Below are 22125 nucleotides of genomic sequence, written 5' to 3' on the forward strand. Positions count from 1 at the left end.
ATGACGACAGATAGTGGCTACCTCCCTTCCCGCCGTGGGTAGACTCAGAGAATATCGTTCAATGTCTCGTGAGCATCCTCTGGGTACTGGTTGGGTTCTGCCACAGCCCAGAGTTCATTCTTTGTGGCGGCTTTCGGTGACGCCCCGTCTTCGATGTGTTCACAGAGGATTGTGAGATTCCGTGTGCTGAGAGTCGGCCAGTTCTCGTTTTCGCGAGTCTTGTGAGCAAATCGGACGATCCGTTTCAGCGTCGTACGGTCAACAACTTCGGTGTCACCGTTGACCTGCGGATACAATGTCTCGACTTCCTCGGCGATATCTTGGATGTACGGCTGCTCGAACGACCGAAAGCGCCCTCTGGTCGCCGAGTTCATCGGTTCCGAGTCTCTGTATTCTCTGGTTGGCGGATTCATCGTAATGATGAGTCGCGCCGAGGGGTGTGGTTCGACGAGTTCGCCGTGGCTCTTGACCAGGAGTGTCCCCTCGTTCAGAAGTCGGTGCAGCGCAATCGCTGCTCCGGCTTGCATGACAGGGAATTCGTTGATAACGATTGTATCGCCGTTGATCAGCCCCTGTTTCACGGCGCCGTTGCGTGGAACGATCACGTCGCCGTCGGGAACAAGTGGCCCAAAGAGGTCCTCGGGCTCCGTCGCCCGGTCGACGTCGATGGACTGATAGCCACGATTTGTCTTGTGGCAGAGGTACTTGATGAGATAGTTCTTGCCCGACCCTCGCGGTCCTACCACTCGGATAGGAACGAGTCCTCGTGAGAGTTTCTTCGCAATGAGTTCGTCGAGTGGGAGCTGAAGACGCGGATCGAGGGGGACAGCGGGAGGGATAACCTCCCCATCTTCGTCAACAGGCAGGGCATCGTAGCTGGCATTGGGGTGAGTCTCTGCTTTGGGAACACCTGGGTAGTCCGGATTATCGAGGATATGCAATCCAGTCAGAACTGGATCAGTCGTGTTGCGACCGACATCAGAGACGTACATCCCGCGTTCATCCCCAGCACCCCATCCTTTGGAGAGATAGCGCGGCTCACCGACTGTCTCTGTAATGTTGGTTAGATCAGTAACGCGGGCCTCACCCACGCCACTTGCTGGATTGCTTCGCTGGGCATAGTACGACGCCGCTCGCTGGGCCAGCGCATGACCAACAGGAATGTGTTGCTTAGCTTCCGCAACGATAGCCTCAGCACGGCTCTCAGTGAGGGTACTAGTCAAGTGTGCGAGGTCGTCGATGTCGGCCTCCGAGAGTGCCCGAAAGTCAGTGTAGCCGGCATCCTGAAGTGCATCGTTGATTGAATCGGTTACAACACCGAGGATACGGAAGTCTGTATTGCCGTTTAGTTGACGCTGACCAAATGCGGCGGTAATCACCTCAGGTTCCTCTCCCTGAGGAACGACGTTGTCGATAGTTGCGTTACTGCTACTCAATCGTGTGAGTGTGTAGATTCCGCTCTTCTCCCCCTCGTCGATGAGGTCCGCTGCTTGCTGGTCGCTCAAGTCAGTGAAATCCGAGACTCGGAGCGTGACCCGTTCGACAGGTACGCTCCCTCCTTCGGCTCGCAGGAGTCGATTCACCAAATGAGAGAGAATCCGCTGTCCCTCCGGAGATCCATTGCTACTCGTCTGTGTCGTGGTTGAATCAGTAGACATGCTTCTATGTGTGAGAAATTGTGTTGCTCCTCGCCGATTTGGGAGAGAACAAACAGAGTGTGAATATCTTCCGGATAGCCTCAGCTATACCGTGTCAGAGGCGATATGACCCGACAGAAGGGTAAAAAGTGTGACGCAGGTTAGAAGAAGATGCTGCTGATGAAGCCGCTTCCTTTTCCGCTCCGCAGACCAGTCTCTGAGGGGTCGCTGTAATCGTACTCCTCATCTTCGTTTTCCGCTTCGCCTCGTGTCTGGTCTGTCATTGTATATAGGTTGTAGCTCATGACGTATAAAACCCCGATGGTCAGTTATCACTTATTCTGGCACCGATTGCGAGTAGCGTTACGACAGTCGCTACAATGAGAAGTATTAGTATTACCAGAAGCTCACCTGTCTCCAAATTTAGCAACGCGGCAGCTCCAAGTGCAAGTCCGGTGACGAAGAATATCTCACAAGCCCGGAGTAGATACGCATTCTTTTCTACTATCTCTTGATTATCTTCGATCCACCCTTCAAGCTGGTGGAAGAAGTCTTTCTCCCACGGTTCATCTACTTCATATCTACTCATCCGTCCGAGGTAGTTTGATGTAGGACCAATCACCTCGTTTGACTCGTCATAGACGACCACACCAAAGAATAGAGAAAGGAGAAAAGTACTCAGACTGGCGACTGCTAAGTAGTTATTGATATCTGAGATGCTAATAACTCGCACTCCGGTCGCACCAACGCCTAGCAGTAGCGCGGTGACCCGAACAGTTCTAAGCGCCTTGTCGTCAATATCATCGATATCTTCTTTCTGCGCTCTGAGGACCTCCTGACCTTGTTCGTACGTTATCCCTTCTCGATTCGAGTCCCAGCCCGTTTCAGCATCGTTTGACATTGGTGCACTCTCTTGGAATAGAAGGGTCGTTACAGGACTCTCAACTGGCTACGTTTTGAAACCTCTCTTTTCCCGCATCCATTTCAGGTACTATTGCACAGGGAGGGTATTTCGTTCAAACTGACTCGTCGAGACGCTGTTGTACACCATCTTGGACACGCTGCGCTTGTTCGTTCGAGAGATCTAATTCCGTTTCCACGGTGATACCAGGAACGTCAAAGAGATCTTCTAACGAGTCAGAGAGTGTCTGCTGGTCCTCAGGTAGCACTCGGTCAGTTGAATCGGTAGTTTGTTTGTCGTGCTCCTGCATCGCCAGTTGAATCATCATCGACGGTGTTCGGTAGAGCTCGCCGGCGACTTCGATGTACTCTTGATAGGAATTCGAGGCCATCGACCCATTGTACTCTTCAAGGAGCGCAATGAGCAACGACAACTGGATATTGAACACGGTTGGGCGAGTTGTCGGACGGGCAATTGTCTTTGCTCGATTCGCCGCCCGTTCGGCGTACTTCTTCGCGATCCCCCAGTACGTGTAACACTCCTTCAGACTGAACGGGAGTTCTTCGAAGTCATACGCGATTGCCCGCGACCGCTGAATTGCCGTTTCGACTGTGACCATCCGGGTATCGATGTCGTCGTAGATCGACCGCCACCACTCGTTGATAGGAGTCCGATTGTTTGCCCGTTCGTGAGCCGCATCAGTGGCCTTTCCGTAGTGACGGCGAGTGTATCGCTTTCCCGTGTCGGGAAGGACAGTTCCAGAAGCAGGGAAGAATAGAATAGGCCGTGCCCAGAGTGTCTGTGTCCCCCGGAAATCGTAGCCAGTTTGAAAGCCCCCATACACCACTGTTTCCGGAGCTTCGTCTTCGGGGGTGGCAGCTGTGAGACCATCGCCATCCAGTTCTTCCAGATCTTCCTCACCGGCAGAGACGACACGGCGAAGGCTCGGACAGATGACGACCATCTTCAATAGCCCACCCCAATCCCGGTAAGAAGCCCATCCGAATACGTCATCTTCTCCACGTTGCTGGAGGGCACTGATGATTGGGAGATACGCCTCTTGCGGATTGATGATGGTGTATGAGTCGCTGGCGATTTGCCACCGGAATTTGACATCGTAGCCGAGTGCGTGCAACGCTTTTCGTCGCTCGTCGACGATGTCCTGGTGGTCCTGTACTTCCACTACAGGTTCAGCAGCCGACCGTTGTGCTATCGTCTCCAGAGCTGAGCCAGTGCCTCGTTCCAGACCCTCGATATCCAGCCCCTCGACGGAGCGTATAGCGTCGATATCAACGTCTCCGGAAGTCCCGATAAACTCATTTGTCGCCCATAGTTCACCAGAAGACGCTGCTGGGAGTGCCTTTACGACATCTTTGAACGTCCGTGGAGTACTCGACCGACACCACATGTTACTCTCGAGTTCGTTTGGATAGTCCTGAGAATCGTGTTCAGTGAGACCAGCGAATCGAAGGACAGATTCCTGTTTCAGAAGGTCGGCTATCGGTACAGTTGGCGAGTCGTTCTTCTGTGAAGTTGGTTCAGCCGATCCATCGGCGCTCTGTTCACTGGGTGTCGCTGCGCTCTGCTGGTCAGAACGCGTGGGTGAGTTTGCTGACATTGTACTGTGGAATTGTATAAAAGAGAAAGGGAGAGCCGCAAATGGAGCAGACAGCGGAGTGGGAGTGTGACAAGCCTGACCGAGACTTCCCCGGTGTTGACTTAGAGAGAGCGCCACTGGACTCAGGAGAGATTCCAGTCAGGCATCAACCCCACACCGCCTCGGGGGAAACAAAACTACAGGTAATGGGAGCGTCCATCGGGCCAATTGAAATATCAGTATTTGGAAGGTCAGCAGACGACACACACACCTGATTTTGAGTAAGGAATGTAGAGTCAGTGGGGTAGGGGGTCGGATACTGGTGTCTAGGGTGGTTTTCTTACTCCAAACTAGGTGTGTCTCTCTAGTCTAGCTATTCTAGTAAGTAGTAGTGTAGTAGTTGTAGAAGTTATGAACCAACAAGCACAGCTCTAACTGCGGTTCTTTCCGACCTCACCCCTCTTCTATTTCTTACTCCAAATTTGGTGTGTGTCTCTGTAGTCCCTTACTCAAAACCAGGTGTGTCTCGACTGAGTTTTGCGTAAGACGGAAATCTATATATCAGGATTCTCACGGCCTATATTCACACTATTACTCCTAACCCGGTCCCCCAATCTTTATTGCGGTTACAACTGTTTGACTCTGACAATGGATAGCGAAGATGGGTCAGACACTATCCACAGTGTCTTTGAGAATGTCGACGAGGGTGGTGGGGGAATCTTTGAACAACGAGAGATACTCCAAATCGACTATGTCCCCAGTGAGAAGCGCATCGTCGGTCGCGATGAGCAAATTGAGAAGGTGGCAGAAGAGATTGGGCCAATAGTCGTTGGTCAGCCGCCGAATTCGATCATCATCTACGGGAAAACGGGCTGTGGAAAATCCCTCGTCGCAAAGCACGTCTCAAAAATCGCTAAAGAAGAAGCTGAGAATCGTGGTGTGAGGCTTGCGACGGGATACGTCAATTGCCAGCAGGCAAAGGGCAACTCCGACGCACTGAGCAAGTACGGTCGGGCAATCAACCCACCAGAGAGCAGTATGACGTTCCCGGCTAGGGGAATTTCCGAGAATGAGTATTTCGAGCGAGTCTGGTCAGTCCTGAATGATTTTTACGACGCTGCGATCATCATCCTCGATGAAGTTGACAAACTCAATAACGACGACCTATTGATGGCGCTTTCCCGGGCAGGAGAGGACGGGAGTGTGGATGTTCCGATTGGCGTGATTGCAGTGTCGAACAAAATTAACTACCGGGAGAAGATGAGCGAGCGAACAAAGAGCTCGTTCGGGCACAACGAATTCATCTTTGAGCCCTACGACGCCAGTCAAATCCGGGAGATTCTCCAGAATCGGACTGATGCCTTTGCCGATGGAGTTCTCGACGACGGGGTGATTCCTCGTGCGGCCGCTCTGAGCGCGAAAGAACACGGAGATGCTCGAAAGGCCATGCGACTCCTTCGGTATGCCGGTGACCAGGCAAATAAGGAAAACGCCGACCGGGTGAAGGAATCTCACCTCTCCGATGCACGGGCTTCGGCAGAAGTTGACCGTCTACTCGAACTCATATCGGGATTGCCTCCTCACAGCAAGCATGTCTTGATCGCGCTGGCAAATCTCACGAAAAACCAGCCTGAGCGGGAGTGGTTCCGGACGATGAAGATACGCGAGATGTATCTCGACGTCTGTGAGCAGAGTGGTGCCGATCCGCTATCAGCCGAACGAACACGGCAATTGCTCAACGAACTCTGTTTCCTGGAGATCGCGGGCAGCCGACGGGGGACTGGTGAAGGAAAAGGACACTACAGCCAGTACACCCTTCTGTGGGATGCGGATATCGTTCTCTCTCTGGATGCCTGATTTCTCCTCCTTCAGTCCGCTTTTCTCTTCTCTGATCTCCACACTTTGAAATACAGTATCGGCGGTGAGCTGTGCTTGATGACTGGGTGTATTACGACACAGAGGCTTTATTGAAACCCTCAGTAGGTGATAGATTCTGGCTCTGCGCGGTCAATACAGGTCAATCACGTATTGTTGTACGTAATTCGGTGTTGAATTGCGAGATGAACGATTCAAAAAACTCCCAGCGGGCACTGGCGAGGTGACGTCCGGGCTCGGTATACAACGAGTCCAGCCGTCGCTCCGCTCTCGCCCGCATACTGGCGATGTCCAGACCAGCCGCTGGATTTCTCTCGTCAATCTCCGGGTTGTCGATAACTCCGATATTTTCACCCGATTGGGCTGATCGTTCACCGAGGATGCAGGCCATCCGAAGAATGCCAACTGCGCCTATTGCATCAAGCTTGTCCGCATCATAGAGAAGCTTGGCCTCGGGCGTATCGGGTTCCGGTGAACTTGACCGGATGCCGTGGGCCTCGATACAGTGCTGTATCGCGTCAAGTTTCTCATTGGAAACACTTTCGTTGGCCAAGAGGTCTCTTGCTTCGTCTGCTGCCCACTGTACGTGATCCGAGATTTCCCCTGCAGTTTCGTATGGGCGACCGATATCGTGTAACCACGCTGCGGCAGACAGTATCCCCCTATCAATCCGCTCGTCGATATCGTCCGCCAGATACTGCGCCAAGCCATAGACGCGGTTTGCATGAAATTCGTCGTGAGACGGGAGGGCTTCGTTATAATACGTCGCGGACTTTCTTCGGGCGATTAATCCCAAATCAGTCGTCATTACTATGCACTTTTTGAGAACGGTTTATATCAGTTCTGGATGTTGTTAATTCAGAAGATATCAGAAGGATACGCCTGCAGATTGGGCAAATCTACTGACCGACTGTTTCACACGAGAACCTATCTGAAGAATAGGATCTCAACAAAGCCGACATGAATTACCTCCAGATCTCGAAAACAGAAACAGTTTAACCAACAATAATATAGACTGGCGACCTTGTGTTGGTTAATCTGCGAGAGAGCTGTACTCACCGGTCTCCGCGTGAACCACTGAATATGCGGCTACCCATCGCATCCGTTGCAACAGTCATGGGAAAGCAACCGTTCTGGTAGACCACAGCAACCACAGATCGGACACTCAGTCAACGATGTCGGCGGCAGAGAATCGCATTCTCGAATTGCCGCCTGGAGATGCGCGATTACATCTGGAGATTCCGCCCGCGTCAATGCCTGTACGAGATGCATCCGGAGCCGCTCTTTGGCCGTCATCAGGTCTCGATACGTGGTGCCACCATCGCTGCGACACTACACTCGCCGTCGGCAATTTCGTAGTCTACCAGCATCGGGAATTGGTCTCCGAATGTGAGAGTGACATCGTCAGACTTGGGGAGCTTTTTGGAGATGTTCTTGATATAGTCAAGACTGAATAGTGCTCGTCCGTCAACGGCGTCTAGACTCTCGTATTCGTCAGCAGTGAGTCTGAGCGAGACGTCATCGGTATCGCCTTCAGCCTCAATGAACACTGTCTCGTCAGCTTCTACGCAGCGGAATCCGATGTGATCGGATACCATGTCAGCAGCCTTCACCGCTCGCGATATCTGGCTCCCCCCGACGGTAAGGCTGATTGGGAGTTCCATCTCCGGAATCTCGGGCTCCTGTCGTATACTATCGGGGTCGATACACGCCATCGTGAACTCGACACCGTCGATGACGATGAGAAGCTTGTACGTGGAAGTGTCGAACGAAACCTGGACGAGATCATCTTTCTTTGCGAGTTTGAGAACGGACTCGAATCGCTCTAGATTGACTCCCAGCAGGCCGTCACCGGACTCGTAGGATTCGAATGCAGCAGCCGACAGCTCTAGATCGTACATCGCGACGTTCGCTGGGTCAACCGCTCTGCTAGTAATGCCGTCCGATCCAACAGTCAGTTTCGCCTCGTCGACGATGACTCGCAGCGTTGAGATGAAATTCTTGAGTTCGCCACCCAAGATCGCAGCCTGAAAGCGCTCTGGAGGGCCCGTGAGTACGCTTTCCTCCTCAGTCTCGTCTTCGGCATCAGCTTCGTCGGAAGCCTCTGCTATCGACTCCTCACTGGTGTCTTGCTCGTCGGTCAGGTCGGCTGCTGGCTCACTGTCGATATTAGCCTCACCATCGACCTCTTCGTTTGTTGTTGCGTCAGTAGCGTCTTCCTCAACCGTACCTTCCGGGTCGGCTTCGATTTCCAGATTGTCGATATCGTCTTCAGGCTGTGCGTCTGCTGTGGATTCAGTGTTCGTGCTCATAATCGATTAGTTGCTCTGCGATAGATTCGCAGTGGCGGGAAAGTCCAAGGAATGCAGTGGCTCTTTTATAGCACACTTGCAGGCTTATCTCCCCTCACCGCATCGGGGGTGACAAATCAGCATTGGAGATGTTCATTTCCAATCGTCCTACGCTACTGCTTGACTGGATTACTGTCGGTGTGTAACGTAGGGATCGTGTCGGCGTTCTCGCACAATTTGCCTTCCTCTTCGAGCTCCTGAAGCTTCCGCCAGATTGTTCGGATAGTGAGTGTGGAGGTGAAGCCAGCTTCAGCAATGGCCTTTTGAGATGCACGTTTTTCCCCGGTCTCAGCCTGTTGAGCGTGATATAATGCGGCGGCTGCAACGCCAGACGGCGGTCGTCCATTCGAAAGTCTGCCGACCGCAGGACAAAGAAGCAGCTCTCGGGCACGTTGTTCAATGTAATTGCCCGCCCCGATTGCTGACGCAATACGTGGGAGGAAATCTTGCGGAAGGGGTGGTGGGATTGCCAACTCTAATTCCCGATTCATCTGCGTATAGGCGTTATTGATCGCATCACTGTCGACACGGGCGACGTCGGCGACCTCACTTCTATGCCGGGGTAGCTGTTCCAACCGGCAGGCAGCGAAGACACTACCACTGGCAATCGCCTCGATAGAGCGACCCTTGAGCAAGTTCGCATCCCACGCATTCCGATAGATATCCACTGCTTCGTCGAATACCGAGTCAGAGAGGTCCAGAACGCTAATCAACCGAGCAATCTCGCTAAGCCCATCCCGCAGCGATTTATCCCGCTTTGAGGGGACTTTCGACTGAGCATCCCAGCGACGGAGGCGCGAAAACAGCCGTTGAGTATTCGAATCGAGCGGGTTTCCGGCGCCGTCCTGGTAGTAGCCGATATCGGTCGAGAGGCCTCGGTCGTGAAGCCGATGGGTGGTTGGAGAGCCAGTCCGTTCGGGCTCACGTCCACTCTCTGTGTAGTTCCACCTCCGGCGACGATCGAGGTCGTCACGGTGGACAACGAGGCCACATCCCTCACAGTACGTTTCGTTTTGTTGAACGACCAAGTCGTCGCTCTCACACTCAGGACAGCAGCGCTCCGATGCTAGCCGGGACGTTGGCGTTTCTTCCGTAGAGAGGTTTGAGCGTCCTTGTTTCTGATGTCGACGACCAGTTGCGGGTGAAGATTCTGTGGACATTGATTATGGGACAACAGTTCGTCGGCCCCTATCCAACGGGGGGCGCACAAATCAGCGTGAAGAGTTGTTTCGCTACGAATCCGTACAGTTCCTTATCCGGGATCGGTGCCTTCTGATTAGTCCCAATAGAACATAGCATCTGGAACGAGAGTTCATTCAATACTCTCTATCGAGCACCGACTGGTCTAAGAAACTGACCGCGTCAGATACTCAGGGAGGTCGGGATCGTACTCATCGTGGAACGCACCGACTACAGACTGCTGCCACTCAATATATCCAGGTTCGCTGGGAGTTATCGTTCCCAACCCTCGGAGCCGTGCGTAGTCAGAGAGATCGATGCATTCGACCGAAGAGACAGCTCCGCCTGCCCCCGGAGAAACACCAGAAGCACTTTCGAGCGGTGTCTCACGCCAGGCATCGAAGCAACCATCGGTAGATGCGCTGACGACGCACCCATCAGTCGCTCCTGCAAAAAGTTCCGTCGTCACTCGGGCCAAATTGCGATAGTGTCCAAATGGGATGAGGAGAGAATTGCTGTGGTGATTGACAGCGGGCTGGCCGCGGGTATAACTTGAATCGCCGTAGACGAGCCACTGTTCGCTGTCATTCATCCAGTCTCCTTCTTTGAGATAGTCAAGGACAGCTTCGAGATGTTCGTTCGAACGGTACGTGATGTAGCCGGCAATAGAAGCGTAAAAGCTCATGATAGTGCTTGGAAGTGCTGATGAGTGAGTTCACGATACGTGGTGCTGAAAGCGGGAAGAACAATCCCCGAGTGAGAGACTCACCGGCTCTTCTCTTCCTTCACCGGGAGAAAATAAACGGGCAGTATTGAACGGTTTGAGTAGGATCTCGTTAACTTAGAGTGCAAATAGTATTTATATGATTCTGGAACTTTGTTTACGATTCTGAATCAGTTGTCCTCACGCCATCGATTAGCACACTCACAGCAGGTCAACATCCGCGTCGGTGGTTCGTCGATAGAACGCAGCTGGACGAGGCGATAGTGTGCCCGGTCGTGAGTACACTTCGGACACGTCGCACTTGTCGATGGGAGGATGATATCCGGCTCTGAGGTAGCCGTCGTTGCGACATCTTCCTGCCGCTCTGCGACACCCACGAGTTCGCTGGCTGCTGTCGACGCTGGCGCGGATTCACTCGGTGACTGCAATGCAGTTCCGAACAACGCATCATCACGAATGAGCGCCCAGAATCGGCGTTTCCCTGGAGGAATCGGAGTCGTGTGTATGGCCTGCCCGCCATCGGGAACGACCAACTGTTCGTCACCGGCCTCAGGAGTATCAGTGACCTCTAATCCAGCCGGTTCAGGGTCAGAATCCGGTGCTGACGTATTCGCGACCACTTCTTGGATAGTAACATTGACCGCTTGACTGGAGGCATCCTCGTCGACGTCGACGGTGACGACGTTATCCTGAGTCCGCCACCACTCGGGGAGTGGAATCGCGCCACCTTCTTCGTAGATTTCCGTCGCCTTCAGCCACTCACCGGCATCGACGCCGTTGCCCTCCGACTCATCAAGCCGGTCGGGTGGCGTATGGACCGGACGAGAAACCTTCTCGACACCAGGCGCACCCATAGCCGGGATCGTCTTCGCCGAATGCACTTGATGGGGTTGTTCGATTCCACGCTTGACGTTGCGCTCTTTGACCGCTTCCCAGTCGACATCAGCGATGTCGCCGCGCGGCGCCGGCCCATCTCCCCGGTCTATGACGGTAATGAGCGTCTCAGAATCCGCCGCAAGCGTGGCTTGGTCGTTGTACTTTCCGACCTTTCCGCCGACGATTCGGACGAGGTCGCCTTCGTGGAGGATGACATCCTGCCCTGAGCGGGTCCAGATAGTGAACTTGATTGTCCCCGTGTCGTCTTTGATGATGCCGACCTGCTGTTGAGACGACGATTTTGGCTGCCAGAGTGTCGTGACCTCGCCCTGAATGTCGGCCTCAACGTTGTACTTCGATGGGATTACAGGGACCGTCGCGATTGGCTGAATAACGCCTGCCTCCTGGAAGCACTCATCCTGAAGGTTCGACATAGCTGTGTAGAGTGATTGCCCACCGAGAACCTTGCCCGCAAGGCGATGTTCGAGCGCCTCAAGTGTTGGGCCAGTGAGCAACCGATCAGACAGTTTCGCGGCCGTCTCGCGAACGGTAGCTGCCGTCTCACCGTCGAGTCGGGCAAAGGGGTCGTAGCGAGTGAGTCCGGCGCCGAGCACGCGGTCCAAGTAGTCCTCCCGACGATTGCGCTGCTCATCGAGGATTTCATCGCGTCGACGAGCCTCTCGGTCGATACCGATTACAGCTGCAGCCAAGGCTTTCTCACGCTGGCGTTTGCGCTCGGATCGAAGCCCATGCAGGCGCTCTTGCGCTTCCAGTGGGAGGCCAGTGAGATCCTCGTCAGCCAGATCTATCGGGTCGATATCCGTGGCAACGCTCGTTCGGAGGCTAGCGTTCACCCAGTGGGCGTCGAGTTCTACCTGACCGGTACCTTCGATTGGCTCCCCGAATTCATCGTATTTGGGCTCGGAGCGAGCGGCGAGCAACAGTTCGCCGGCGTTCTCCAAGCGAGTCCCCAAGCAGTCACTCTGCAGATGCGGACTCGCGTAGAGGCCGCGCATATCTAATTCGTCGAAGCGGCTACCTTGCTCGATTTCTGTGTTCGTCAGTCGGTTCTGTCCACGCTGTCTGTAGTTGGCTCTCATTGCTTGAAACACCAGGTGAGGCGCGAAGGCCACGATGTCACCATCGCCACCTCTCGAACTCCCTCAGCCCCCTTTGGGGGCAAATACTGGCGTGAGTGACTGGCCGAGACGCAAATCTCTCTCACCGCTATGGTTATATCCAAGTCAAGCGTATCCGAAAATGGACCTTGAACGGTCCTACATAAGGTAGGAAGGCAAACCTCGCCTTTCCTTTCGATACTTCTGAGCCGATGCTGGGGTCGAGATTCGAGTTCAAACACGGTTCCCAATAATCCGTCCGACAAGCCGAAGCCAGTCTTCACGGTAGATGTGTGGATTTTGTGTGGCTATCCATCTATAATCGCCAGACTGCGACGCATCCAGCAGCTACAGTTATACTCAGTTCGAGCGTTGTAGAGACCGGAAAGCATCGGCTTGCTTTCTTACCTTATGTACAGCGACAGCAACAGCGATCGCTCCAACGAGGACGATCACAAGAAGAGCGGTAGTACCGACACCCACCATGTCGACGTTCCCCGGTCCCCGTATGTCCGACGCTACATGGGCCTCGATGCGGTCGAGGCTCGCAGTGACGACATTCCTTCAGACTGGGACGTGGCTGGGCAAGAAAGCGCAACGCTCTCCGAGAGCGACTGCTACGGATGGTTCGATGGGCAACCCATGGTTCCCTCCCGTAGCGACGAACGGAGGGCAGAGATCAACGTGATTGGCAGCGCACCCGATGCACTGTCCGAACCTGACTCTGTTCCGCCGAGCAGCGCGCTCATCCTGAAAGGCGCAGACAAACTCACCGATCCGACTGGCGACCAGTTAGTTGGTGTGTCCTCTGGCCTAGATGAATCTCACCCCAGTGGTTCCGCTGATACCACGACGCCAACGGACCAGAAGCTCGTCCCGTGGAATCAACTCGATTTCCGGACGCTTCGACTCCGTTCGCGTGACTACATCCCGAAAGCAGAGCAGACGCCTGCGTCTGCTTTGGGGATAGAACCGACCGACCTCGAAGTATCACTCCCGGATGGTTCGACGCTCCCACTCGGAGCAATCGTTCCAAACCCGGAGCAGTACTCGCGGTCCTCGATTCCAGGCATCGAACGCCGACTTGCACTCGATTACGAGCTCAAGAAGGTGACCAACGGAATCGACCAACACGGTCAGACGTCTGGCGTTGCTGCTGTACTCGATGCACACACTGATGCCTTAGCGATCTATCGCGAGGAGCAGAACAGCATCTTCCCACAGCGACGTAGCGAGCGATTCGAACAATCGATTCAGGAACAGTCAGACCCGCTTCGAGAACTCGAAGCAAGCTATCCTGAGAGTGTGCCTAAAGTCCTAGCTGAAGCCAAGCGCTTCTACACGGACTTCCGGCATGCCCACGAAATTCGAACGAAGACGCCTGTCCAGATGGCATCCGTCTTAGCACGCTGCGTGTTAGATGGACGCGATCTCTCATCTGCAGTCCTGACCCAGTCAGAACTGGAGAAACACGATCCTCGGAACGTACTGAAGATCGGCAACATCCAGTACACCAATACCTACTCTACGAGAGGGTATGTCTCCACTCAGGGACGAGTGAAGCGAGTGTATTATCCGGATAATCCGAAGATCAAGTTCGGATTTATTCTGGAGGATGATTCCGGCTTCGCGTACGTTGCAGTCTGGAAACCCAGCGAACGAGTCATCACCCGTTCGACTTCGGATCCAGACGATGCCGACGGCGAGGTGATTGTGTCTGAGAGCATCTTTGTGGAGCCGAATGAAGGCGATTTGGTTCGTCTCACGGACTTCCGCAAAGACGAATTCAACGACCAGCCCTCGCTAAATTCTCGATGGGATAGCGACATTCGCATCCTCGAGAAAGCCACGCGAACGTCGACGAGGCGACCGCCAACGCAACACCGCCCCACTCCTCCGACCCACAAGCGCAGCAACGCTGCCAGTGAAGACGAGTCTACGGGCGAATCTGCGAACGCAATGGCGAGATACACTGGCGATACCTCGACTGAATGGCCCGATTCGGACTGGCTGAATTGGATTATGTCTGCCGAGATAGCTACCGTCACCCGTCAATCGACGATAGCGCAACCCACCGCCGGTGAGACTGTCTCCAACGGAGCGGATGAGCAGACTGATACCCACCTATCTTCGGATAGTGCATGGGATTCCTCAGCCTGCTGGGTGTGCCAACAGCAATCCGGCTCGATGTCCTACGACAGCGATGTCCGGGCGTTCTATCACCTAATCTGCCTCGACCGTGCTGGTGTCGACAGCTGCTCTGAGTACGAAGAACTCCGGTCCCAGGAGGTTCACCACTGAACACCACTGGAACCGTCGTTTGGATCTCAAGGTACGTCTCTCTCACCAACGAGAGTGCTGCAACTGTCCAACAGAACTGTAACGACCACTAACACCCCCCGAGTTCAGCGACGAACTCAGATCTCTATTCTTCCCTTCGATGGCTCATGAACGGGAGTATGCTCTTGTCTTAACCAACAATTCGGTTCTTTACCCACCCAGTGTTGGTTAATGCGTTGTAAGAAATGCGCCCATTGAGTTCTTGAGTCAGTCGAATTGCGAGATTGATATCTCCCGCGCGCTAAAGCGCGAGGATTCCTCCATCAGGGGTTCTGCTACCGACCCACAGAGGCAATTTGCGGGCTCGTACGCACTTCTTTGGGACTCCACACAGGCCATCGACGGTATGAATCGCTCGGTAGCAAGGAGTTCTCAAGATGGGAGCGGATTCACCGCTGCGGCAACAATTGAAGATCGCTATCGATTGGATAGACCCAACCATATCGATAAGAATCAGGCACCGTTGCAACTGTTGTAACTCTGGAGTCATTATATCAATCCCCGCTAAAGAGTGCATTGCGGAGAAAGCCTGAATCGAAGCCCTGCAATGCACCGCTTGCTGGTGAGATAGCCCTCCATAGTCAGCCCACCAAATTACCCCTCGTCGATAACGGGACAGGGGTCATGGCCCTCCAATGTGTCAGCCCTCCTGCTGGCGCTCGTTAGATACCCTCCCAATCATGATCCATAGCCAGATTTTGAAGAGTAGCACAGTTTCAACAGCCAACGAAGCACCCGATGTGCCTAGCTGTGGGAAGACGAATACTCCAGATAACAGTTCACCATGAGCACGGATGTAGCGCAGTCAGAAGACTGGTATCAAGTACGACTCACGCTGCCGTGGGTCGTGCCAGGGGCACCAGGCGTCCAAGACGCAATCAATATCGCCGTGGCGGAGGTTGGCCGTCGTGCAGACGCCTCAGCGGTTCGTTCTGCCGATATTTCGGTCCAAGACGTTGCCTGCCCAAGCTGTAGCTGGGAGATGGAAGCAGTGCTTTGCACACACGGCTACGCCATGGTCGTACTGGACATTACAGTGGAGATAGAGGCCAGCTCAGTAGATGAAAGCACGACCCTGGTCAAACGCGAACTCGGCTCTCGGATGAAAGATATCCCATTAACAGTCGTCGACTCGATCCCCGTCGACGACATCGAGGACTCGTCGGTCTCGTTCGCGGAGCTCGGTCTTCCAGCAGAGAATCGTCAGGAGACTACAGAGCCTTCCACTTCCAGCAACATACACAAATCCGGTTCGTAACAGGACATTGTCTTGAAATTGTATCAAAATTATTGAAGATAGTGAATATCAAGCTCTGAGTTTTTCTTACTGCGTCCCCTACTAATGTTCGTGTCCTCATAACCCTCCTAATCAGATGAGGGCACTATGCACCCTCCTACTTGGGCCTGATACTCGCTGTCAGAAGTTTCGGAAAAGAGTATACCAGCAGCACTTTTGACGACACGCCAGTCGAGAGTCTATGTATCGTATACTCGCTTAAATATGACCTACACACAGAGTCGAAGTCAGCGTCCGTACGTATACAATCCACTTGTAAATCTCTACTAAGCAAGGACAACCAGAACTGGGGCTCCTACTGAGCTGGCGTCTCGGGAACGTCCATGTCGGCTACCAGTTCGTCTACAGCGTCCTCAACCGCCGACTCGACGTCTTCCGTATTCCCCTCGTAGACAGCCAACACAGCGTCTGCTTCCTCCGTCTCACCGCTTTCCAGTGCGCCCAGTCGGTCCTGCGTAGCGTCCAGCGTCTCTGCTACCCACGAATCCCGAACCGCTTCGTCCACCACCGAAATGTGTTCAGGCTGGAGCGAGACGTTGATTCCGTAATCCGTTTCGTAGCTGTGTATCTTCCCGATTACAGCCACATAGCAGGGTGTCTCGGTCGAAGAGAGGACCTGCATTGCCTCCGGCTGGTACTCACCAGCGTAGACACTGACCGATTCAGAAGCCGCCATGACCGTCCCGCGCCAGTACTCTGAGTCCGTCCCGACATCCTTCGTCTCCATGAGCGTTCCTACGACGAAGACCCGGTTGGCTGCTTCACCGGAGGGGAGCAGTGAGAAGTTCGGCGCTCGGTCCTCCTCACCGTCTTCGGGACGGGTGAAGGAGTGCGTCGCCTGATTCAGGTCCTGTGCAAAGACACGCTTGGCCGGTTGGCGCTGCGTTCGTGCCGGATCGAGGGCACCGTCTTCCAGACCAGGCTGTTCACTGGAGTAGACTGTCTGGGCCACATCGTCGACGAGGAAGTAGTCGCCGATGACCGGACCACTGACCTCGAAGGTTCGGCCGATGAGCTGGTCTCGGAAGGCGTTGAGTACGACAGTGGGATCCACTGTTTCCATCGCCATCTCGATAGCTTCCTCCAGGCTCATGCCAGTGACCGCTTCGGTCATTTCGTCGTTGAACAGCGCCCGGACTGCCGACTGACCATCGTCGAGAATCGCCTTGATACGAAGGTCGAACTCACCATCGACCTCACCGTGTTCAGCACAGCGGCCGTTCGTCACCAGTCGACTGCAGTTCTCCTCCGGGCAGCGCTTGATGAGCCCAGAGCCATCCTCGATGGCGACGAGCGTCCCGGTGGCACTCACAGAGCCGTCGACCGGGATGACTTCCTGTTCGGCCTCTACGACGCTACTGGCTTTGTTGAGCGAGATACTGAATTTGCCCTCGTACTCGTTGGTGATGACCGACGAGAAGTCGTAGGTCACACCTTCTTCGAGAGTCGGGAGCTCGTCGGTGTTCTTCGCCCACTTGACGAACTTCATCTGGGAACTCTCGTCTGCCACGAGGCCGACCTGAGCCATGGAGTCATGCGTTACATCCCAGAGGTCGATGACCTGTGCTCGAACGTCCACCCACTCTTCGTCGCCGAGGTCCGCTATCTCACGGAGGAGCGTTCGGTCGAAGTCTTCTGACCGACCGCCACTGGAACTGTAGCCCGCCAGAGCCGCGAGGTCCTCGGAGACGTCGTCGTCCGAAAGGTCGAACTCATCGATGAGCTTGCGAACGACCGCCACCTGTGCGTCGTCGACAGGCACCTTGAACGCGGTCATCGACTCCATCTGCTCTTCGACCGATGCCGGCGACATGTCGACACCGATTGTCTCGAATTCGCCGCTGATGTTTGCCGCACGGGACGCTACGTCGGAATTGGTGTTGACACTCATGGTCGTCTCTCTGAAGGGATTCACGAGGTGAACCGGTACGAGATGCGAGACCTCGATAGTCGTGACATCACAACTATCTCTCGGACCTGCTCCGCCCCACATCCCCTCAGCCCCCTTTGGGGGCTAATACGCGGGAAATGCGAAGCGGGTTTCTGAGAAGTGTCTCACTGACCCTACGGCCGAGGTCGGGAGAAAAACGCTGATTCGCCCCGGTTGTAAGCGAGCAACGTTGGAACCAATCGGCGGACGAGTGTAATTCGAACCACCCCTGATTCCCTCAGTCTCCTTTGGGGTCAAATACGCGGGAAGAGCGAAGTGGGTAGCTGAGAAAATTTCTCATCGGTCGTATCAGAGGGTTCTACGGTCACTCCCAGAACGCCTGAATACGCTCATCCAACTCCGACAGAATATCCGAAATCACTGTACGCCAATCACTTTCGAACTCCATGTCTTGGTCGGGCGTCATTGCGTCGGGCGGTGGGTGAAAATGCACCCGGTCGTTGTGGCTGTTCGGATGACAATCCCATCTGCACTCCCACGAGTTCCCGTCCCGATACTGTTCCGAGTAGTGAACGTTGAAATCATCCGTTTTGAACCACCGAATGCGAAGATATGCACGCTCTATGGCAGCCGGAAAATATCCGAGAGCGTACTCGGCGACGACCACGTTTGGGGCATACTCAGGGCGGTACTCTACAGCCTCGAAACGAGTACTCCCGCGGAGACGTCGTCCGATCCGTTCTAAGACATCGCTATCGATGCCACCAACGCCGTCTGTGTCCCCCTCAGGCATCGATTGTCTCAGTATGCCCGCCAGACGTATCCTCGCGGCGAGCAGCATCCAACAGCGCTGCTCTCTCTTCGAGAGTCTTCCAGTTTGATACCGCTTCCCAGATGTCCTCTACTGACTCATCGTAGCTCTCATCGACAAGAGAGACATCGTCGGGAGAGTCGACTTCGAAGCGTTCTCGATACTCCGTGGCCGCATCGAGCGTCTCTTTGAGACGTGCCACAATCTCTGTCTCTGAGTACCGTTGGCGAATCTGCTCGATTCTGCGCCACTTCAGATAGGAGTTGTTTCGCTCATATCGTACAGGCCGTCCGGACAGCTCACGCACCATCCCCATCTCAGCAAACCACTGGAGATAGTCGCGAGCAGTCTCTGTATCACAGTCTGCTCGCGTCGCGATGGTCGACACCTTCGTTGGCTCTCGCAGCTGCATGATGACGTCCAGCATCCGCTCTCTGGTCGGTCCTTCCTTCAGTACATCGTCGGGAGACTCCCACGCATCGAAGTCAGGGGCTTCTTCATCGTCTCCCGGTATATCCTGAGGGGTATCGGTCAAATCCATATTCGAGATCACTTACAAGGACTAACGCATTTTTCTGTGAAATAACTACTGTTAACTGGATTATTTCAGTTTAGGTCTCAAGGTTCTGTCCACACGCGACGAGACAAATCGCACGTTGCTGAATTCCTGACAATGACCTATTCGCGGTTTTCAATCTGTCAGTACAGTCCTTCTACTGTCTGATGGCGAGAAAATAGGGGAACTGCTATATTATATTATAGCTTAAGACTCGTATGAGCAACAATCCCATCAAAGAATGCGTTGCTTGCGGCCGAATTTATAATTCGAAAGTCACAGAGCAGCACTGCCCGTATTGCCGAACATCAAATTAAGATATTGAGCCTTTGAGGGATTTCTTGAAAGGCGCCTTCCTACGACTGACTCAACGACAATAAAGCGAGAACAGATTCTCGAGACATTGGTCACACGGCTGCTCAAGAAACGCTACCCGAACAGCCGAGACAACCGGTCACGGACACCTGTACTGGTCTTTCGGTCCGCCCCTCTGATTTGTTCGTTGGCCTCGGTGTATTGCTGAAGGACCGCGTCGATTCCGGTGAGCGTTTCCTTGGCCGTCGGCGTGTCTTCGCGTCGGATCATCGGCCGGATGATAGCCTTGAGATGCTTCGTTGGATGATCTGGAAGACGAGCATCCTCCTCTGACAGGAGGCCTTCCGTCCGAAGCAGTTCCCGGTAGCGATGGCGTTCGCTCATCAGCTCGTCGATGGCTTGGAGGTATACCCGGTTACTGAGCTTGACACGCTCGTTTTCCTCCTCGAGTGCGTGATAGTCAGCATACTGCTGGCTTTCCCGACGAAGTTTTCGGGCCAATATCCGGTTGTCCTCACGAGCCATGTCCAAGGCCTGCTGTGTCGGCGTCCGGCCTTCACGAGGCACACTCCAGTCGTTCGCGTGCTTTTCGGCGTCAGTCAAATGTGGGTCTGTACGCTCCCAGTCCTTTCCGGCTGCCGCCGCCGTGAGTTCCATAGCCTCCTGTGTACTCTCACGGAGCGTATCGTCGGTGTCGAGACCACGGGGAGAAGCAGGAGTGCGTCCGTGTTCGTCCTGTTCTGCTACGTACCCATTTTCGACGGAGTCCCCGGACACTGCATCGGGATTTCGGACAGGTGGGTCAGTGTGGGCTGTGGGCGAGGGAGGCTCTGGTGCCGGCGTCGCATCGCCACCAGAGGCGCTGGATGGCCCCGTGTCGGCTTTACTGTCGGCGGATGGTGAATAAGGCGCCACGCCATCTGAAGTGTCGCCAGTGCCGCCAGCGTTGCTCAGACCAGTTCCCGTGTCAGCCGTAGTGGCGTGGCCCGAAGATTTCGATGAATCGTCGAAAGGAGTCGATGCATCAGTTGTCTCGCTTTTCCCATTTGAAGATGACTCGCCGAATTTCTTCCCATCGGCGGAGGGCAATTCGTAGTAGTCGTCGACACGGAGTAGGGCCCGGGCAATAGTGACATCCCCGTATGTTGACCCCGAGCTGTAGTGACGCCGGTCCCATTTCTCTCGATACAGACCGGAATCGCGAAAGAGGGCGTCCATCTGAGCAGGGTCTTTACCCGTCCAGAAAGCCAGGTAGTGAGCCATCGCCATGTCGGCTTCAGATTGAGAGGGGTACTCGGCTTGTGGTGACCCCCACATCGAGCTATCGCCATCGTAGAGGCGCCGTCGACGACTGCCCCCCTTCGCGTCGAACATCTTGATGAGTATCTCCTCGTCCGATAGCTCAACGCCCGGCCCGGCAAGGTCGTCGAACGTTTTCGGCATGACTTCCGGAAGATACCGAGCATCGACTCGCGCCAGTGCGTCTCTCACAGCCGATGCTTCGATGGTGTCGAGGTCATCACCGTATCTGTCTCGAAGCGATTCTGACTCGTGCTGTCCGCCAGAGGCGGAAGATGAATCAGCTTCGTTTCCACCGTTTTTTGATATATTCGACGCGGCTGCAGTATCTAGACTCGTCTGTCCGTCAGAGTCGATACCACCTCGGATGAAATCTCGGTGAACGGCTTCTATGTCATCTTGACAGGTGCGTATTTCCCGGGGTGTTCCATCGACGTGCTCACCGGTCACAGTGAAGTAGCGGTCGGAGTCATACATTTCGACCCTGCCTTTCCGATTCCCACCATCGGGAAGCTCACCACCGACGAGGATATGCACACCAGTTCCGGAGGGAGAGACTTCGGTGTAGGAGTCCAATCGATCGATGATATCTTCAGCCCATTCTTCGAGTTCACCGGTGTCGGCATCACGGCACTTGTCGAGATCGACGCCGGTGATGGAGACATTCTCGGTAAACACAAATCCGAGGCCGTCGGAGTTGACGCGACTGTCGCCGTGGGCTGCAACTGCTTGCTCGAAATCCCGACGCTGATTCGAGTCGGTGACATCCAGATTCGGGCTGCCACTGGTCCGATACGGTTTCGTCGGGATTTTGGTAGGTTTCCCGTCTCGCTCCCCCTCTCGCCAGCAGATCCAGTTCTCGATGGGGCGGATTTCTTCGGGTATTTCCTCGTCTCTAACGTCGATTATCGGCATGGTTTGAGTTGGTATTGTTCCGGCGCATACGCCTCCGTCACCGAGGCGTGACAAACCGGTTTCAGGGTGGATGGAACACTACGAGATGAAACCGATAGACTGCACGCGATTTCACTGCTGTATCGACTCCGTCCCCACCCAACACTATGATAAATCAATTCGGGAATGGCTAATGGAGACAGGAGAGCGCTCGATAGACCCTCTAGGTATGCTCTCGTCGACGGGCACCACCCTAACGCCCCCTCATTTACAATATTGGTATTAGAGTGGTTCAGACCCTGTATTTCTGCATCTGCCCACTTTTCAACCACCCTTACGCCTTGCGCGGATTTTGTCGCAAACCGATTTCCAGACGCAATCGAGTTTGGAATCTGAGTGTCGAGAGACCCCCAATTAGTCTCTAAGCCATTTTGCACACTTTGTGTGTCCGTCAACAGCAGCCG

The 22125-nt window shown here is 54.4% G+C and carries 16 protein-coding genes; 3 read left to right on the top strand and 13 right to left on the bottom strand.

What is annotated here, in order from left to right:
* Positions 1-44: 44 nt before the first annotated feature.
* The 4 genes from EGH21_RS17085 to EGH21_RS17095 form a co-directional block, all read right to left on the bottom strand.
* Positions 45-1505 (bottom strand): AAA family ATPase, encoded by a 1461-nt coding sequence (locus tag EGH21_RS17085; protein WP_236035626.1) that lies wholly within the window; start codon positions 1503-1505, stop codon positions 45-47.
* A gap of 293 nt (positions 1506-1798) precedes the next feature.
* Positions 1799-1921 (bottom strand): hypothetical protein, encoded by a 123-nt coding sequence (locus tag EGH21_RS24465; protein ID WP_255410833.1) that lies wholly within the window; start codon positions 1919-1921, stop codon positions 1799-1801.
* Between the two features lie 41 nt (positions 1922-1962).
* Positions 1963-2538, bottom strand: coding sequence for a hypothetical protein (locus EGH21_RS17090; protein WP_220619686.1), 576 nt, complete (start codon positions 2536-2538; stop codon positions 1963-1965).
* 115 nt (positions 2539-2653) lie between these two features.
* Complete coding sequence (locus tag EGH21_RS17095; RefSeq protein WP_236035627.1) at positions 2654-4156, bottom strand: hypothetical protein; 1503 nt, start codon at positions 4154-4156, stop codon at positions 2654-2656.
* A gap of 627 nt (positions 4157-4783) precedes the next feature.
* On the opposite strand from EGH21_RS17095, the gene EGH21_RS17100 reads away from it, so the two are divergent.
* Complete coding sequence (locus EGH21_RS17100; protein WP_220619687.1) at positions 4784-5992, top strand: orc1/cdc6 family replication initiation protein; 1209 nt, start codon at positions 4784-4786, stop codon at positions 5990-5992.
* 160 nt (positions 5993-6152) lie between these two features.
* Here the strand turns inward: EGH21_RS17100 and EGH21_RS17105 are convergent, their stop codons facing one another.
* From EGH21_RS17105 to EGH21_RS17125, 5 genes are all read right to left on the bottom strand, one after another.
* On the bottom strand, positions 6153-6818 hold the full coding sequence (locus tag EGH21_RS17105) for an HD domain-containing protein (protein ID WP_220619688.1): 666 nt from the start codon (positions 6816-6818) through the stop codon (positions 6153-6155).
* A gap of 487 nt (positions 6819-7305) precedes the next feature.
* A complete protein-coding gene (locus tag EGH21_RS17110; protein WP_220619689.1) occupies positions 7306-8322 on the bottom strand; it encodes a DNA polymerase sliding clamp in 1017 nt (338 codons plus the stop codon).
* Between the two features lie 152 nt (positions 8323-8474).
* Complete coding sequence (locus EGH21_RS24470; protein ID WP_268899079.1) at positions 8475-9521, bottom strand: transcription initiation factor IIB; 1047 nt, start codon at positions 9519-9521, stop codon at positions 8475-8477.
* Positions 9522-9706: 185 nt separating this feature from the next.
* A complete protein-coding gene (locus EGH21_RS17120) occupies positions 9707-10225 on the bottom strand; it encodes a hypothetical protein (RefSeq protein WP_220619691.1) in 519 nt (172 codons plus the stop codon).
* 209 nt (positions 10226-10434) lie between these two features.
* Positions 10435-12240, bottom strand: coding sequence for a hypothetical protein (locus EGH21_RS17125; protein WP_220619692.1), 1806 nt, complete (start codon positions 12238-12240; stop codon positions 10435-10437).
* 429 nt (positions 12241-12669) lie between these two features.
* On the opposite strand from EGH21_RS17125, the gene EGH21_RS17130 reads away from it, so the two are divergent.
* Positions 12670-14559 (top strand): hypothetical protein, encoded by a 1890-nt coding sequence (locus EGH21_RS17130; RefSeq protein ID WP_220619693.1) that lies wholly within the window; start codon positions 12670-12672, stop codon positions 14557-14559.
* 823 nt (positions 14560-15382) lie between these two features.
* Positions 15383-15856, top strand: a complete 474-nt coding sequence (locus tag EGH21_RS17135) for a DUF555 domain-containing protein (RefSeq protein WP_220619694.1) — start codon at positions 15383-15385, stop codon at positions 15854-15856.
* A 334-nt stretch (positions 15857-16190) separates the two neighbouring features.
* Here EGH21_RS17135 and EGH21_RS24135 read toward each other — a convergent pair whose 3' ends face one another.
* The 4 genes from EGH21_RS24135 to EGH21_RS17155 form a co-directional block, all read right to left on the bottom strand.
* A complete protein-coding gene (locus EGH21_RS24135) occupies positions 16191-17708 on the bottom strand; it encodes a hypothetical protein (protein ID WP_236035628.1) in 1518 nt (505 codons plus the stop codon).
* Positions 17709-18150: 442 nt separating this feature from the next.
* On the bottom strand, positions 18151-18579 hold the full coding sequence (locus EGH21_RS17145) for a toxin-antitoxin system TumE family protein (protein ID WP_220619695.1): 429 nt from the start codon (positions 18577-18579) through the stop codon (positions 18151-18153).
* A complete protein-coding gene (locus tag EGH21_RS17150) occupies positions 18572-19138 on the bottom strand; it encodes a DUF7342 family protein (protein ID WP_220619696.1) in 567 nt (188 codons plus the stop codon). The genes EGH21_RS17145 and EGH21_RS17150 overlap by 8 nt, the downstream gene beginning before the upstream one ends.
* A gap of 444 nt (positions 19139-19582) precedes the next feature.
* Positions 19583-21682 carry a phage NrS-1 polymerase family protein gene (locus tag EGH21_RS17155; RefSeq protein ID WP_220619697.1) on the bottom strand — a complete coding sequence of 700 codons (2100 nt, stop codon included), beginning with the start codon at positions 21680-21682 and terminating at the stop codon, positions 19583-19585.
* Positions 21683-22125: the final 443 nt, after the last annotated feature.

Origin of the sequence: Haloarcula rubra (genome assembly GCF_019599465.1) — an archaeon.
GTDB lineage: Archaea > Halobacteriota > Halobacteria > Halobacteriales > Haloarculaceae > Haloarcula > Haloarcula rubra.